The organism is Streptomyces sp. NBC_00090, assembly GCF_045160815.1.
Lineage (GTDB): Bacteria > Actinomycetota > Actinomycetes > Streptomycetales > Streptomycetaceae > Streptomyces.
In genome coordinates this window covers 4,337,118-4,351,475 of record NZ_CP108224.1, presented here as the reverse complement: position 1 = coordinate 4,351,475, position 14,358 = coordinate 4,337,118, and the positions used below count along the sequence as shown (strand labels likewise).

Below are 14,358 nucleotides of genomic sequence, written 5' to 3'. Positions count from 1 at the left end.
CGCCGGACAGACCCTAGGCCGCCGTGCGCGGGGTGGTCTGCTGGACCGCCCAGCGGTTGCCGTCGGGGTCGGCGAAGTAGACGAAGGAGCCCCAGGGCTGGTCGTCGATCCCGCTGACCTCGATCCCGCGGGCGGTGAGGTCGGCGTGGGCCTCCTCGATGTCCACGACGACGACCTGCATGTTGTCGAGGGAGCCCGGGGCCATCTCCGTGATGCCCTTGCCGAAGGCGATCGAGCAGGCCGAGCCGGGCGGGGTCATCTGGACGAAGCGGATGTCGTCGCCGACCGGGATGTCGTGGTCGGCGTGGAACCCGACCCGCTCGTAGAAGGCCTTGGCCCGGTCGATGTCGGTGACGGGGACGCCGATCAGTTCCAGCTTGATGTCCATCGCGCTCACTCTCCTCGGACGACGACGACGGGGCAGGGGGAGTGCTGGGTGACGTGGGACGAGACCGAGCCCAGGACCGCCGCCTTGAAGCCGCTGTAGCCGCGGTCCCCGACGACGAGGAGGGTCGCGCCCTTCGCCGCGTCGAGCAGGGCCTGCGGGGCGTTGCCGCCGACCACCGTGCGGGTGGCCGCCGCGGCCGTCTTCGGGTCGAGGGCCTGGTCCAGGGACTCGTCCAGGATCTGCTTGGCGAGCCGCTCGGGGTCGAACTCCGGGGGGACGCCCGGCATCATCGTCGCCCAGGAGGCCGGGTACTCCCAGCTGATCACCGCCTGGACGGAGTCCCCGGTCAGGGCGGCCTGCGCGGCCGCCCACTTCAGCGCCTTCAGGGAGGGCGCCGATCCGTCCACGCCCACCACGATCCTGCCGCCGGCCATCGCCGACCTCCGTTCGTTGTCGGGAACCCCGGGCAGCCCCAGGCGACCCCGGGGACACGCAGGGAAGCTCCCCGACAACGTAACAAACGGATCAATCCAGGCGCAGATCGGCCAACTGCTTCTCGAAGGGGACGATCTCGTCCTCGTCGGTCTCCCGGGACGGCCGGGCCGCGACCGCGTCCGCGAGCTCGTGCCCGGCCCTGGTGATCCGGGACGGCAGCCCGTCCGTGTAGGCGTCGCCGCCAGAGCCCCAGTCCTCCGAGGCCGCGTAGACGGCGGTCGGGATCGTGAGGGCCCGCAGGTAGGCGAAGAGCGGCCGCAGGGCGTGGTCCAGGACGAGGGAGTGGCGGGCGGTGCCGCCGGTCGCCCCGATCAGGACCGGGGTGCCGGTCAGCGCGGCCGGGTCGATCAGGTCGAAGAAGGACTTGAACAGGCCGCTGTACGAGGCGGTGAAGACCGGGGTCACGGCGATGACCCCGTCCGCGCCGGTCACCGCGTCGATCGCGTCCTGGAGCTTCTCCGAGGGGAAGCCGGTGACGAGGTTCTTCGCGATGTCGACGGCCAGGTCGCGCAGCTCGACGACCTGGACGTCGACGGCGTACTCCTGCTCGGCCAGCCGGTACCGGGTCGCCTGGAGCAGCCGGTCGGCGAGCAGCCGGGTGGAGGAGGGGGAGCTGAGTCCGGCGGAGACCGCGACCAGCTTCAGGGTCTGCATGACTCATGCCTCCTTGGCGGTGCGAATGACGGCGGGGTGGAGCGGGGCGGTGGTGGGGACGCCGGCCGGGCGCAGGTTCTCGAACTCCTTGCGCAGGACCGGGACGACCTCCTCGCCGAGGATGTCGAGCTGCTCCAGGACCGTCTTGAGGGGCAGTCCGGCGTGGTCGACCAGGAACAGCTGGCGCTGGTAGTCGCCCACGTAGTCGCGGAAGGAGAGGGTGCGCTCGATGACCTCCTGCGGCGAGCCGACGGTCAGCGGGGTCTCCCGGGAGAACTCCTCCAGGGAGGGGCCGTGGCCGTAGACCGGCGCGTTGTCGAAGTACGGGCGGAACTCGCGTACCGCGTCCTGCGAGTTCTTCCGCATGAAGATCTGGCCGCCGAGGCCGACGATCGCCTGCTCGGGGGTGCCGTGGCCGTAGTGCGCGTACCGCTGCCGGTAGAGCCGGACCATCTTCTCGGTGTGCTGCTTGGGCCAGAAGATGTGGTTCGCGAAGAAGCCGTCGCCGTAGTAGGCGGCCTGCTCGGCGATCTCGGGGGAGCGGATGGAGCCGTGCCAGACGAACGGCGGGACGCCGTCGAGCGGGCGCGGGGTGGACGTGAAGCCCTGGAGGGCCGTGCGGAACTTGCCCTCCCAGTCGACCACGTCCTCCCTCCACAGCTTGTGGAGGAGCGAGTAGTTCTCGATGGCGAGCGGGATGCCCTGGCGGATGTCCTGCCCGAACCACGGGTAGACCGGGCCGGTGTTGCCGCGGCCCAGCATCAGGTCCACGCGGCCGTCGGCGAGGTGCTGGAGGGTCGCGTAGTCCTCGGCGATCTTCACCGGGTCGTTGGTGGTGATGAGGGTCGTGGAGGTGGAGAGGATCAGGTTCTCGGTGCGGGCGGCGATGTGCCCGAGGAGGGTGGTGGGGGAGGAGGGCACGAACGGGGGGTTGTGGTGCTCGCCGGTCGCGAAGACGTCGAGTCCGACCTCCTCGGCCTTGAGCGCGATGGCGACGGTGTTCTTGATCCGCTCGTGCTCAGTGGGGGTGCGGCCGGTCGTGGGGTCGGTCGTCACGTCGCCGACGGTGAAGATCCCGAACTGCATCGTGCTCACCTCTCGCGTTTCCTGTCCCCGGGTCCGTTCCCGAGCCAGTGGTTGAATCTTAAACTGTCACGTCCAACGACGCACCCCTCCCCTCTATTCCGGCCGCCCGTGGCCCGGACCCGGCCGCCGTGGCCCGGACCCGGCCGCCCGTACTCTGGATCGCATGACCGAGTCCCAGTCCGAGTCCGAGTCCGAACCCGAGACCGAACCCGAGACCGACATCGAGCGCTGGAAAGAGCGCGGCGTGATGCTCCGCGTCTTCGTGTACGTCTTCGCCACGCACGCCTTCGCCGGCTTCGTCTGGATCCTCTTCTACGTCGGTCAGAACGCCCAGAAGTGACGGCCCGGTGACCGCCCGGAAGTGACCGTGCGGTAGCCCCCACCGGCCACTCCCGTAAAGTTCGGCGGCGTGAACGGTGCGATAGCGATCTCGGTCGTCGGAATCGGCGCGGACGGCTGGGACGGGCTCCCCGAGACCTCCCGCCGCGTCCTCCGCGCCGCCGAGGTCCTCCTCGGCGCCCCCCGCCAGCTCGACCTGCTGCCCGCCGCCGAGTGCCCCGGCGAGCGGATCGCCTGGCCCTCGCCCCTGCGGCCCGCCGTCCCCGGCCTGCTCGCCGCCCACGAGGGCCGCACGCTCGCCGTCCTCGCCAGCGGCGACCCGTCCTTCTACGGCATCGGCCGCACCCTCACGGAGACCGTCGGCGCCGACCGCCGCGCCGCTCTCCGCGTCTACCCGCACCCGTCCTCCGTCTCGTACGCCTGCGCCCGCCTCGGCTGGCCCCTGGAGGCCGTCGAGACCGTCTCCCTCGTCGCCAGGCCCCTCGCCGCGCTCTCCGCCGCCCTCCACCCCGGGCGCCGGCTCCTCGTCCTCGGCGAGGGCCCCGGCACCCCCGCCGAGGTCGCCGCGCTGCTGCGCCGGACCGGCTGGGGCGCCACCCGCGTCCGGGTCCTGGAACAGCTCGGCGGCCCCGCCGAGCGGATCCTCGACGCCACCGCCGCCGACTGGCCGTACGAGCGGACCGACGCCCTCCATGTCCTCGCCCTCGACTGCGTGCGCGACCCGGGCACCCTGCGGCTCGGTGCCACGCCCGGCCTGCCCGACGAGGCGTACGAACACGACGGGCAGCTCACCAAGCGGTACGTCCGCGCCGCCACGCTCGCCGCGCTCGCCCCCGCCCCCGGCGAACTCCTCTGGGACATCGGCGGCGGCTCCGGCTCCATCGGCATCGAATGGATGCGGTCCCACCGCTCGTGCCGGGCGATCGCCGTCGAGAAGGACCCCGAGCGGGCCGCGCGCATCGGCCGCAACGCCGACGCCCTCGGCGTCCCCGGCCTGCGGGTCGTCACCGCCCGCGCGCCCGAGGGACTCGCCGCCCTGCCCACCCCCGACGCCGTCTTCATCGGCGGCGGCCTCACCGTCCCCGGCCTGCTCGACGCCTGCTGGGACGCGCTCCCGGCCGGCGGCCGGCTCGTCGCCAACACCGTGACGCTGGAGTCCGAGGCGCTGCTCGCCGACCGCTACCGCCGGCACGGCGGCGAACTGGTCCGCCTCGCCGTCGCCGCCGCCGTCCCGGTGGGCGGGTTCACCGGCTGGCGCCAGGCGATGCCGGTCACGCAGTGGTCCGTAACCAAGGAAGCCACCACGGAAGCCACCGCGGAAGCCACCAAGGAAGCCCAGGAAGAGGAAGCATGACCGTCTACTTCATCGGCGCGGGCCCGGGCGCGGCCGACCTGATCACCGTGCGGGGCGCGCGCACCCTCGCGAAGTGCGGGGTCTGCCTCTACGCCGGCTCCCTCGTCCCCACCGAGCTGCTCGCCGAGTGCCCGCCGGACGCCAGGCTCGTCGACACGGCCCAGCTCGACCTGGACCGGATCGTCGCCGAGATCGTCCGCGCGCACGAGGACGGCCAGGACGTGGCCCGGCTGCACTCCGGCGACCCGTCCGTCTTCAGCGCCGTCGCCGAGCAGATGCGCCGGCTCGACGCGGTGGGCATTCCGTACGAGGTCGTGCCGGGCGTCCCGGCGTTCGCGGCGGCCGCCGCCGCGCTCAAGCGGGAGCTGACCGTGCCGACGGTCGGCCAGACCGTGATCCTCACCCGGATCGCCCAGCAGGCCACCCCGATGCCCGAGGGCGAGGACCTCGCGACGCTCGGCCGCAGCGGCGCCCTGCTCGTCCTCCACCTCGCCGCCCGCTACGTCGACCGGGTCGTCGGCGAGCTCGTCCCGCACTACGGCGCGGACTGCCCGGCCGCCGTCGTGGCGATGGCCAGCCGCCCCGACGAGATCGTCCTGCGGGGCACGCTGGAGGACATCGCGGCCCAGATGAAGGAGGCCGGCATCACCAAGACGGCGGTGATCCTGGTCGGCCGTACGCTCGCGGCCTCGCAGTTCCGCGACAGCCACCTCTACGACCCGGCGCGCGACCGCCACGTCTGCTGAACCTCCGGGGATCCCCGGCCGATCCCCGGCCGATCCCCGGCCGATCCCCCGCCGATACCCGGCTGATCCCCTGCCGATCCCCAGCTGATCCCCGGCTGATCCTTCCGGGACACGACGGTGGCCGGGCCCTCAGGGCCCGGCCACCGTCATCACGGCCATGCCACCACCACGGCTCAGGCGTTCGGCCGCTTCCCGTGGTTCGCGTTCTTCTTCTTGCGGGCCCGACGCTTGTTGCCTCGCTTCGCCATGGGACTCCCTCTCACTCATGGGGGGTATGTGCTGGTAAGCCTAGGTTCGCGGCAGGGGGGTCGCATGTCGGCTGTCGGCGCCGTGCTGTGTCATGGACCTATGACCGTCGACGACGTGGCCCGGGCGCTGCCGGGTATCGAGGAACTGCGCGACCACTCCCGGGGGCTCGCGATGCTGGACGCCGTGCTGAGCCCGGAGTGGGAGGGCCGGTACTACTCCTTCGACGCGCACTGGTCGGAGACCGAGCAGCTGGCGTCGATGCGGGACGGCTCCGGTGGTGAGTACACGATCGTCCTCTCTCCGGCGGGGGCGTACGCGCGCGTCTTCGACCACGAGTCGCCGCTGAGCCCGTACGGGCCGCTCGCGGACGGGCAGACCTGGCCCGGGGTCCTCGACGGGGTCCCGGATGCCTTCCGGGAGTACCTGACGGAGCCCGCGTTCACGGACGAGGACGGGGTGCACGTGACCACCGCCTGCCTCTGGCGCGAGCCCGCGGACACGGCCTGGCGGACGGGACCGGTCGACTTCCCGGACCTGGACGGCCACGCGGACCCGGACGGCTCCGGTCGCCTCCTCCACCTGCTCACGGACCGCTCGGCGGAGGCGTACGCGGAGTGGGCCTCGGACTACTACGAACGTCCCGTCGACCTCGAAGCCGTACGGCACGTCCTCGCCCTGCGCCCCCTGACCCCGGAGATCGTGGCGGCCCTCAACCCGGAGACGGACCCCGACGGCCTCGCGGAGGACGTACGGGAGATCGGCTACCCGGCCTGAGCGGGGAGGGCGGCGAGCGGGTCCGCTACCCGGCCTGAGGGGAGGACGGCGAGCGAGCGGGTCCGCTGTCCCGCCCGGTACTCCGGCGCCAGGATCGACATCACCGTCGCGTCCACCCGCTCGCCCTCCCACAGCAGCGCCCCGCGCAGGACGCCCTCGGGCGTGAAGCCCGCCTTCTCGTAGGCGCGGCGGGCGCGCGGGTTGAAGGCGTAGACCTCCAGGTGGATCCGGTACAGGCCCAGCGCCTCGAAGCCGTACCCGACGATCAGCCGGGTCGCCTCCGTGCCGAGGCCCCGCCCGACCGCGTCCGGGACGAAGACGATGCGGAAGGAGCAGCTCTCGTTCTCCTCGTCCCAGTCGTTGAGGACGACCTCGCCGACGACCCGGCCGGTCGCCCGCTCCACGACGGCGAGGTCGAGCCGGTCGTCCTGCGTGCCCCGGGAGCCGTACCACTTCCGCAGCGCCGGCTCGTCGAACCGGGTGTGGCACCCGGTCAGCCGGGCCACCTCCGCGTCCTCGAAGAGCGGCAGCAGCGCAGGCACGTCCTCCTCCGTGACGGGACGGAGAACCACCAGGTCACCGGTGAGGGTGGGCTTGTACGAGAAGTCGGTCATCCCCGGATTCTCGACGGCCGCGCCACGCGCTGTCGCGGCGATTTCCGCGCCGTCCGGGAAAGGCGAATCACGCGCCGCCCGGGCCCCGTACCGACGAGCGCCCCACGACCGTGCCCGCGCGGTCGATGCAGACGACGTCCACCGCGACCGGCGCGCCGCGCAGGACCGCGAGGGACTCGTCGCGGGCGCGGGCGGCGACGAGGTCGCCCAGCGGCACGCCGGCCGCCTCGCAGAGCCGGAGCGCGGCGAGGCCCGTGTTGGCGTCCGCGATCTCGGCGGCGAGCGCCTCGGAGGCGCCGCCGGTGCGGGCCAGGTCGGCGAGGAAGCCCTTGTCGACCTGGGAGCGGGCCGAATGGAGGTCCAGATGGCCCGCGGCCAGCTTGGAGAGCTTGGCGAAGCCGCCGCAGATCGTGAGCCGGTCCACCGGGTGGCGGCGGATGTACTTGAGGACCGCGCCCGCGAAGTCGCCCATGTCGAGCAGGGCGATCTCCGGAAGCTCGTACATCCCCGCGATCGTGCGCTCGGAGGTCGATCCGGTGCAGCCCGCCACATGGGTGAGGCCGCCCGCGCGGGCCACGTCCACGCCCCGGCGGATCGAGTCGATCCACGCCGAGCAGGAGTAGGGGACGACGACCCCGGTCGTGCCGAGGATCGACAGACCGCCGAGGATGCCGATCCGGGGGTTCCAGGTGGAGCGGGCGATCTCGGCGCCGTTGTCGACGGAGACGGTGATCTCGACGTCCCCGGGCGCCCCGTGCCGGGCGGCGACCTCGGCGACGTGCTCGCGCATCAGCTGCCGGGGCACCGGGTTGATCGCCGGCTCGCCCACGTCGAGGGGGAGGCCCGGCAGGGTGACCGTGCCGACGCCCTCGCCCGCCCGGAACACCACGCCCGAGCCCGGCGGCAGGAGCCGTACCGTCGAGCGGATCACCGCCCCGTGGGTGACGTCCGGGTCGTCGCCCGCGTCCTTCACCACGGCGGCCATGGCCGATCCGTCCGACAGGGACTCGGCGGTGAGCGCGAACGCCGGCGTCTGCCCCTTCGGCAGCGTGATCGTCACCGGGTCCGGGAAATCACCGGTGAGGAGGGCCGTGTACGCGGCGGTCGTCGCCGCCGTCGCACAGGCACCGGTCGTCCACCCCGGGCGCAGACCGGTGTGCTTGAGTTGGGCCTCGCGCCCGCCGCCCGACATCACGAAGAGGCTCCTGTGCACATACTCATTCTCGGGGGGACCACCGAGGCCCGCGCGCTCGCCGGACTGCTGCACGCCGACCGACGGGTGACCCGGCTGACCAGCTCCCTCGCCGGGCGGGTGGCCTCGCCGCGGCTGCCCGCGGGCGAGGTGCGGATCGGCGGCTTCGGCGGCGTCGAGGGGCTCGTGGAGTGGGTGCGCGAGCACGCCGTGGACGCGGTCATCGACGCCACCCATCCCTTCGCCGAGCGGATCAGCTTCAACGCGGCCCGGGCGGCCGCCACCGCCCATGTTCCCCTGCTGGCGCTGCGCCGCCCCGGCTGGGTCCCGGTGGAGGGTGACGACTGGCGCGAGGTGGCGTCCCTCGAGGACGCGGCCAGGGCCCTGACCGGCCTCGGCGACCGGGTCTTCCTGACCACGGGCCGGATGGGCCTCGCGGCCTTCGCGGCCCGCCCCGAGTGGTTCCTGGTCCGCTCGGTCGACGCCCCGGAGGCGCCGGTGCCGGCCCGCGCCGAGATCCTCCTCGACCGGGGCCCCTTCACCCTGGACGGCGAGCGGGAACTCCTCGCCCGCCACCGGATCGACGTGCTGGTGACGAAGGACAGCGGCGGCGCGGCGACCGCCCCGAAGCTGACCGCCGCCCGCGAGGCGGGCGTCCCGGTCGTGGTGGTCCGCCGCCCGCCGGTCCCGGAGGGCGTCCCGGTGGCGACGACCCCCGAGGAGGCCGCCGCCCTGGTGCTGCGGGGCTGAGCCTCGGGGCGTGTCGCCGGCCCCGGGCGCGTCAGCCGGCCCCGGGCGCGTCAGCAGACCCCGGGGTGCGTCAGCCGGTCTCGGGGGTGCCGAGCTCGGTGACCTCGACCCAGTCGAACTCCGGGTCGTTCCAGAAGATCTGGTTGTTCCAGGTGTCGATGGCGATGACGCCGTAGAGCACGGTCTCGCCGTCCGCCGCGCTGCCGTGGAGGTAGGACGAGGCGCCGGCGGTGAGGTACTCGACGCGGTGCGCGACCCAGACGAGGTTGCCGTCGCCGTCGTCGACCTGCACGGCCTTGTAGACCTCGTACAGCTTGACGTCGGGCTCGGCGTTCGGCGTCCACTCCAGGAGCACGCCGTCCTCGCGCGGGGTGGCCGTGAGGCCGGCGACCGGCGCGGGGGCGACGAGATCGCCCTCGGTCGTGAGCGAGACCGCGGCGGCGGCGGAGACGTTGCCGGCCCGGTCCACGGCCTTGACCGTGTAGTTGTACGTCGTGCCGGGGGTGACCGCGGCCTGGGTGTACTGCGTGCCGGAGACGGTGTCGAGGAGCGTGGAGCCGTTGTAGACGCGGTATGCGGCCACGTCCGTGGCGGTGGGCGCGGTCCAGGTGAGGACGGCGCCGGAGGTGTCGTTCTCCACCGCCTTCAGGCCCGTCGGAGCGCCCGGGGCCGTCCGGTCCACGGAGGCCACCGTGAGGTCGGTGCCGCCCCAGGACTCGTTGCCGGCCCTGTCGACGGCGCGGAGCTCGTAGAGGTACGTCTGGCCCGTGGGCGGCGGGTAGTTCACGTACGAGGTGCCGGTGATCAGAGCGGTGGCGCTGCTGACCTTCGCCCAGGCGGTGGTGGGCAGCCGCCGGTAGAGGCGGTAACCGGCGTGGTCCATCTCCTTGTTGGCCGCCCACTTCAGGTCGACCTTGTTCAGGGTCCGGTCGTACGCGACGGTGGCGCCGGTCGGCGCGAGCGGGCGGACCTTGTCCACGGTCGCCGAAGTGTTCGGCGTGTAGGCGAACTTGACGTTCGCCGCGCCCGTCCAGGCCGCGTAGTAGACGCTGATGGTGTGGCGTCCGGACGGGATCGTGACGCTGACCGTCTTCTTCTGCGTCGTGGAGACGTCCCTCCACAGGTCGATCTTGCGGACGCCGTCGACGTGGACGCGCAGCCCGTCCTGCGCCTCGGCGGCGAGCGTGAAGGGGCCGCCGGAGCCGAAGTCGCGGGTGACGGTCCAGCGGACGGAGAAGTTGTCCTTGGGAAGCCGGCCGCCGGCCGGGTCGCCATAGCCGTAGTTCTCGGCGATGACGCTGTCGCAGGACGTCAGCTTGGGCGTGCCGGTGAAGGTGGAGTTGGCGAAGTACTCCGCCTTCCACACGGGGGAGACGCAGGTGACGGCCGCGACCGCCGGGGTGGCGGTCAGCAGACCGCCGGATGCGACGAGGGCGGCCGTCGTGGCCAGCGCGCTCAGTCGGATACGAGTCATCACAGAGAGAAGGGCCCTTTCCGGACCTGGGACTTGCCCTGAGGGAAACGGCGTGGGTTCGCATGCGTGTGCGGGTTCGCCGGTGGGCGACTCTACCGGCGTGTTCCTTCCGCGCGACAGGGGATTCCGCCCGGCGTTCAATGGGGTGGTGGGTACCGTCCGCTGGCTGGTCACGGCGGGGCTCGTGGCGCTGCTGGGCGCCGCGCCGATCCCCCACCCCCACCCCCACCCCCACCCCCACCCCCACCCCCACCCCCGACCCGCCCCCGCCGCAGCCGCCTCCCGTGCTCGACCGGGCGGACGTGGACCGGGCGGTCGGCCGCCTCGAACCAGCAGCAGGAGGATGCGGGCCGGTCCGAGACGGACTACGCCCACCCGCCCGCCGGCGCCGCTCCCGCGAAGGCCGACGACGCCTACGTCGGCACGTACACCAGCGACTACTACGGTCCGCTGACGCTGACGGTGGCGGCGGAGGCCGGGGGCCTGGTCCTGCGGCTGGGGCCGGAGCCCCAGACGTACCGGCTCACCCACTACGACGGGAACACGTTCAGCTTCACGACGCGCGGGGAGAACGCCGTCGGTCCGACCGGCGTCACGTTCTCCCCGGACGGGAAGTCCGTCCGCGTCGAGTACCTGGACGGCGAGGGCCTCGGCACCTTCACCCGCACCCGATGAGCGCGTGAACGCGTGAACGTGTGAGCGCGGGTCAGACGATCGCGTTGTAGATCTGCCAGTTCCAGCCGATCTTGGTGCGGGCGGCGGTCGGGGAGTCCTTGTAGAGCCAGAGGTTGCCGGCCGCGTCGCGGGCGACGCCGTCCGTGGAGCTCCAGCCGTCGAGGTCGCCGGTGCCGCGGACGGCGTTGTACGTGTTCCAGCCGCCGCCGACGCGGACGCGCGGCTTGAACGGGGCGCTGTCCACTCCCGGCGCCGCCCACGGCTTGGGCTCGTACGACCAGAGCACTCCGGCGCTGTCGCGGGCCACGACCCTGTTGCCGATGGTGCTGATCAGGTTGTAGGCGTTCCAGCCGCCGCCGACCCGCACGCGGGGCTTGAGCGGAGCACCGGTGCTGTCTCCGTTCTCGTATGGGTAGTTCCAGAGGACGCCGTCGCGGTCACGGGCGATCAGCCCGTGGTAGCCGGCGGAGATCGAGGTGTAGATGTTCCAGCCGCCGCCCTCGCGGACGCGCGGCTTGAACGGGGCCGCGGGATTGCCGGAGCCCTCGTGGTACCAGAGCACACCGTCCTTGTCCCGGGCCACCAGGCTGCCGTGGCCGGACGCGGTGGTGTAGTAGAGCTTGGTGAGGGCGGTGTAGCCGTTCCAGCCGCCGCCGACGCGCGTCCGCGGCTTGAGGGGGTGGGCGGGGTCGGCGGTGCTCTCGTACTGCCAGAGGACACCGTCCTTGTCGCGGGCGTGCAGCGTCGTGCGGTCCCCAGCCTCCGGAGTGCCGCGGACGAAGTGGAAGCCCACCGGCCCGCTCGCGACCACGGTGCCGTTCTCGTCCCTCATCTCCAGCTTGCCGTCGCGCTTTCCGGCGTGGGCGTAGTAGGCGAGGGCGCTGACACGGATGTCGTAGGTGATCGTCCTCTGCGCCATGGTGGCCGGCAGGGGCGTCACGTTCTCCGGGTTCCACCAGCCCCAGCCGCAGTCCTCGAACGGTTCGCGGTTGACCGAGCAGGAGGTGTCGGGCACGTACTCGTCACCGGCCGAGGGAAGGGGCAGGCCGATGTCCAACTTGGGGGTCACCGTGCCCGTGACGGACTCCGGCAGCGTGACCGTGATCCGGGTGGTCACCGCCGCCTCGCCGGTGCGGACGACCAGCGGGCCGCCCTCCTGGACCACCGTGCCCGCTTCGGTGGCCTCGGTCGTGCCGGCGGTCACCGATCCGGCCGGAAGCGATCCGGCCGTGACCGGGGCGGCGGCCGCCACGGTGGCCGGGACGACGCCGGCTACGAGTGCGGTCGCGGTGACCAGAGCTGCACGGAGACGTGCCACGAATCCCCCAGGAGTCCTCGGGTGGAGACAGGAGGGCGGACCTTCCCGCCCTTCGGACACCTGTGTGACCGATGAGGTGCGGCGAAGGTTGCCCCCCTGTCCACCGGGAATCCCCGGACTCCTACGCGTACCGGCGCGGCGTCCAGGCGATCGTCCGGCCGTCGGCGCGCTCGACCGCGCGCGTCTGGGAGGAGCCGATGAGCAGCAGGGTGCGCATGTCGACCTCGGACGGGTCCAGGGTCTTCAGGGTCAGCACCCGGACCGACTGCTCGGGGCCGCCCACGTCACGGGCGACGACCACCGGCGTCTCGGGGGAGCGGAGGTCGAGGAGGAGGTCACGGGCGGCCGCCACCTGGTGCGTGCGGGACTTGGAGCCCGGGTTGTAGAGCGCGATGACCAGGTCGGCGCCGGCGGCGGCGCGCAGCCGGGCCTCGATGACGTCCCAGGGCTTGAGCCGGTCGGAGAGCGAGATGGTGGCGTAGTCGTGGCCGAGCGGGGCGCCCGCGGCGGCCGCGGCCGCGTTGGCGGCGGTCACACCGGGCAGGACCCGCACCGGCACGTCCGCGTACTCCGGTTCGCAGGCGACCTCCAGGACGGCGGTGGCCATGGCGAAGACGCCCGGGTCGCCGCCGGAGACGACCGCGACCTTGTGGCCGCGCCGGGCCAGGTCGAGGGCGAACTCGGCGCGCTCGGACTCGACCTTGTTGTCGGAGCCGTGCCGGATCTGCCCGGGGCGCAGCACCGGCACCCGGTCCAGGTAGGTGGTGTAGCCGACGAGGACGTCGGCGTTGACGAGCGCGCCGCGCGACTCGGGCGTCAGCCAGGGCGCGCCGGCCGGGCCGGTGCCGACGACGACGACCTCGCCCCGCTCCCGTACGACGGGCTCCTGGTCGACGCGGGAGGGGAGGACCGCGACCGAGAAGTACGGGACGGAGTCCGGGTCGATGCCGGCGAGGTCGCCGGTCCGCTCGCCCGCCATGAACGCCCGCTCCACGTACCGGGCGTCGTCGAGCCGGCCCGCCCGCTCCAGGGCCCGCTTCACGGTGGGGAAGGTGCGGCCGAGCTTCATCACGACGGCCGAGTCGGTCCCGGCGAGGCGGGCCGTCAGCTCGTCCTCCGGCAGCGTGCCGGGGATGATCGTGAGGACCTCCTCCGCCTCGCAGAGCGGCTCGCCGAGGCGGGCGGCGGCTGCGCTGACCGAGGTGACACCAGGGATGACGGTCGTGTCGTAGCGGTCCGCGAGCCGCTTGTGCATGTGCTGGTACGAGCCGTAGAAGAGCGGGTCGCCCTCGGCGAGGACGGCGACCGTGCGGCCGGCGTCGAGGTGGGCGGCGAGGCGGGCCGCCGCCTCCTCGTAGAAGTCGTTCAGGGCGCCGCGGTAGCCGCCGGGGTGGTCCGTGGTCTCGACCGTGAGCGGGTACATGAGCCGCTCCTCGACGTGGTCCTCGCGGATGTGCTCGGCCGCGATGGAGCGGGCGATCGAGCGGCCGTGGCGGGCGGAGTGGTAGGCGATGACGTCGGCTCCGGCGATGGCCTTCACGGCCGCGACCGTCATGAGGTTCGGGTCGCCGGGGCCGAGCCCGACCCCGTACAGCTTTCCGGTCACTGCTGGATCTCCGCTTCGTGGGCGAGGGCGTTGATCGCGGCGGCGGTCATCGCGCTTCCGCCGCGCCGGCCCCGTACGACGAGGTAGTCGAGGCCGAGCGTCTGCTCCGCGAGCGCGTCCTTGGACTCGGCGGCGCCGATGAAGCCGACCGGGATGCCGAGGACGGCGGCGGGGCGGGGAGCGCCCTTCGCGATCATCTCCAGGAGGTGGAAGAGGGCGGTGGGGGCGTTGCCGATCGCGACGACGGAGCCTTCGAGGCGGTCCCGCCACAGTTCGAGCGCGGCGGCGGAGCGGGTGGTGCCCAGCTCGGCGGCGAGGCCCGGCACGGCCGGGTCGGAGAGCGTGCAGATCACCTCGTTGTCGGCGGGCAGCCGCTTGCGGGTGACGCCGCTGGCGACCATCTGCGCGTCGCAGAGGATCGGCGCTCCGGCGCGCAGGGCCTCGCGGGCGTTCGCGACGACCTGGGGGGAGTACGCGATGTCCTGGACGAGGTCGGTCATGCCGCAGGCGTGGATCATCCGGACCGCCACCTGGGCGACGTCGGCGGGCAGGCCCGCGAGCTCCGCCTCGGCGCGGATCGTGGCAAAGGACCGGCGGTAGATCTCCGTCCCGTCCTTCTCGTAATCGAACATCCTGTTGCTCTC

The 14,358-nt window shown here is 73.0% G+C and carries 17 protein-coding genes; 6 read left to right on the top strand and 11 right to left on the bottom strand.

Annotated elements, in window-relative coordinates:
* Nucleotides 1-13 precede the first annotated feature (13 nt).
* From OG361_RS19410 to OG361_RS19395, 4 genes are all read right to left on the bottom strand, one after another.
* Complete coding sequence (locus tag OG361_RS19410) at nt 14-388, bottom strand: VOC family protein (RefSeq protein ID WP_384560604.1); 375 nt, start codon at nt 386-388, stop codon at nt 14-16.
* A gap of 5 nt (nt 389-393) precedes the next feature.
* Nucleotides 394-822: a universal stress protein gene (locus tag OG361_RS19405; protein ID WP_405855221.1), complete on the bottom strand. Its 429-nt coding sequence runs from the start codon at nt 820-822 to the stop codon at nt 394-396.
* Nucleotides 823-913: 91 nt separating this feature from the next.
* On the bottom strand, nt 914-1,537 hold the full coding sequence (locus tag OG361_RS19400; RefSeq protein WP_405855219.1) for an FMN reductase: 624 nt from the start codon (nt 1,535-1,537) through the stop codon (nt 914-916).
* 3 nt (nt 1,538-1,540) lie between these two features.
* Nucleotides 1,541-2,623: an LLM class flavin-dependent oxidoreductase gene (locus tag OG361_RS19395; RefSeq protein WP_405862342.1), complete on the bottom strand. Its 1,083-nt coding sequence runs from the start codon at nt 2,621-2,623 to the stop codon at nt 1,541-1,543.
* 220 nt (nt 2,624-2,843) lie between these two features.
* Between OG361_RS19395 and OG361_RS19390 the strand changes: the two genes are divergently transcribed.
* The 3 genes from OG361_RS19390 (at nt 2,844) to cobM (ending at nt 5,062) form a co-directional block, all read left to right on the top strand.
* Nucleotides 2,844-2,963, top strand: a complete 120-nt coding sequence (locus OG361_RS19390; RefSeq protein ID WP_405862340.1) for a DUF6126 family protein — start codon at nt 2,844-2,846, stop codon at nt 2,961-2,963.
* A 69-nt stretch (nt 2,964-3,032) separates the two neighbouring features.
* A complete protein-coding gene (gene cbiE, locus OG361_RS19385; RefSeq protein WP_405855217.1) occupies nt 3,033-4,316 on the top strand; it encodes a precorrin-6y C5,15-methyltransferase (decarboxylating) subunit CbiE in 1,284 nt (427 codons plus the stop codon).
* Nucleotides 4,313-5,062 carry a precorrin-4 C(11)-methyltransferase gene (gene cobM / locus OG361_RS19380; protein ID WP_405855215.1) on the top strand — a complete coding sequence of 250 codons (750 nt, stop codon included), beginning with the start codon at nt 4,313-4,315 and terminating at the stop codon, nt 5,060-5,062. Before cbiE ends, cobM begins: the two co-directional genes overlap by 4 nt.
* Before the next feature lie 173 nt (nt 5,063-5,235).
* Here cobM and OG361_RS19375 read toward each other — a convergent pair whose 3' ends face one another.
* Nucleotides 5,236-5,310, bottom strand: a complete 75-nt coding sequence (locus OG361_RS19375) for a 50S ribosomal protein bL37 (RefSeq protein ID WP_015034725.1) — start codon at nt 5,308-5,310, stop codon at nt 5,236-5,238.
* Between the two features lie 100 nt (nt 5,311-5,410).
* Between OG361_RS19375 and OG361_RS19370 the strand changes: the two genes are divergently transcribed.
* The gene (locus OG361_RS19370) at nt 5,411-6,085 is read left to right on the top strand and encodes a hypothetical protein (protein WP_405855213.1); all 675 of its coding nucleotides are present in this window, start codon (nt 5,411-5,413) and stop codon (nt 6,083-6,085) included.
* Here OG361_RS19370 and OG361_RS19365 read toward each other — a convergent pair.
* Together OG361_RS19365 and OG361_RS19360 are read right to left on the bottom strand one after the other, a co-directional pair.
* A complete protein-coding gene (locus tag OG361_RS19365) occupies nt 6,073-6,699 on the bottom strand; it encodes a GNAT family N-acetyltransferase (protein ID WP_405855211.1) in 627 nt (208 codons plus the stop codon). The genes OG361_RS19370 and OG361_RS19365 overlap by 13 nt on opposite strands.
* Nucleotides 6,700-6,766: 67 nt before the next feature.
* Nucleotides 6,767-7,891 carry a cobalt-precorrin-5B (C(1))-methyltransferase gene (locus OG361_RS19360; RefSeq protein WP_405862338.1) on the bottom strand — a complete coding sequence of 375 codons (1,125 nt, stop codon included), beginning with the start codon at nt 7,889-7,891 and terminating at the stop codon, nt 6,767-6,769.
* A 15-nt stretch (nt 7,892-7,906) separates the two neighbouring features.
* Between OG361_RS19360 and OG361_RS19355 the strand changes: the two genes are divergently transcribed.
* Complete coding sequence (locus OG361_RS19355) at nt 7,907-8,641, top strand: cobalt-precorrin-6A reductase (protein ID WP_405855209.1); 735 nt, start codon at nt 7,907-7,909, stop codon at nt 8,639-8,641.
* A gap of 70 nt (nt 8,642-8,711) precedes the next feature.
* Here the strand turns inward: OG361_RS19355 and OG361_RS19350 are convergent, their stop codons facing one another.
* A complete protein-coding gene (locus OG361_RS19350) occupies nt 8,712-10,115 on the bottom strand; it encodes a fibronectin type III domain-containing protein (RefSeq protein WP_405855207.1) in 1,404 nt (467 codons plus the stop codon).
* A gap of 66 nt (nt 10,116-10,181) precedes the next feature.
* Here OG361_RS19350 and OG361_RS19345 point away from each other — a divergent pair, with 66 nt between their 5' ends.
* Nucleotides 10,182-10,790 carry a DUF3471 domain-containing protein gene (locus OG361_RS19345; RefSeq protein WP_405855205.1) on the top strand — a complete coding sequence of 203 codons (609 nt, stop codon included), beginning with the start codon at nt 10,182-10,184 and terminating at the stop codon, nt 10,788-10,790.
* Nucleotides 10,791-10,821: 31 nt separating this feature from the next.
* Here the strand turns inward: OG361_RS19345 and OG361_RS19340 are convergent, their stop codons facing one another.
* The 3 genes from OG361_RS19340 to OG361_RS19330 all read right to left on the bottom strand — a co-directional run bounded on the left by OG361_RS19340 (nt 10,822) and on the right by OG361_RS19330 (nt 14,346).
* Nucleotides 10,822-12,108, bottom strand: coding sequence for a hypothetical protein (locus OG361_RS19340; protein WP_405855203.1), 1,287 nt, complete (start codon nt 12,106-12,108; stop codon nt 10,822-10,824).
* Between the two features lie 121 nt (nt 12,109-12,229).
* Nucleotides 12,230-13,714: a precorrin-3B C(17)-methyltransferase gene (gene cobJ / locus OG361_RS19335; protein ID WP_405855201.1), complete on the bottom strand. Its 1,485-nt coding sequence runs from the start codon at nt 13,712-13,714 to the stop codon at nt 12,230-12,232.
* Nucleotides 13,711-14,346 carry a precorrin-8X methylmutase gene (locus OG361_RS19330; protein WP_405862336.1) on the bottom strand — a complete coding sequence of 212 codons (636 nt, stop codon included), beginning with the start codon at nt 14,344-14,346 and terminating at the stop codon, nt 13,711-13,713. The genes cobJ and OG361_RS19330 overlap by 4 nt, the downstream gene beginning before the upstream one ends.
* Nucleotides 14,347-14,358: the final 12 nt, after the last annotated feature.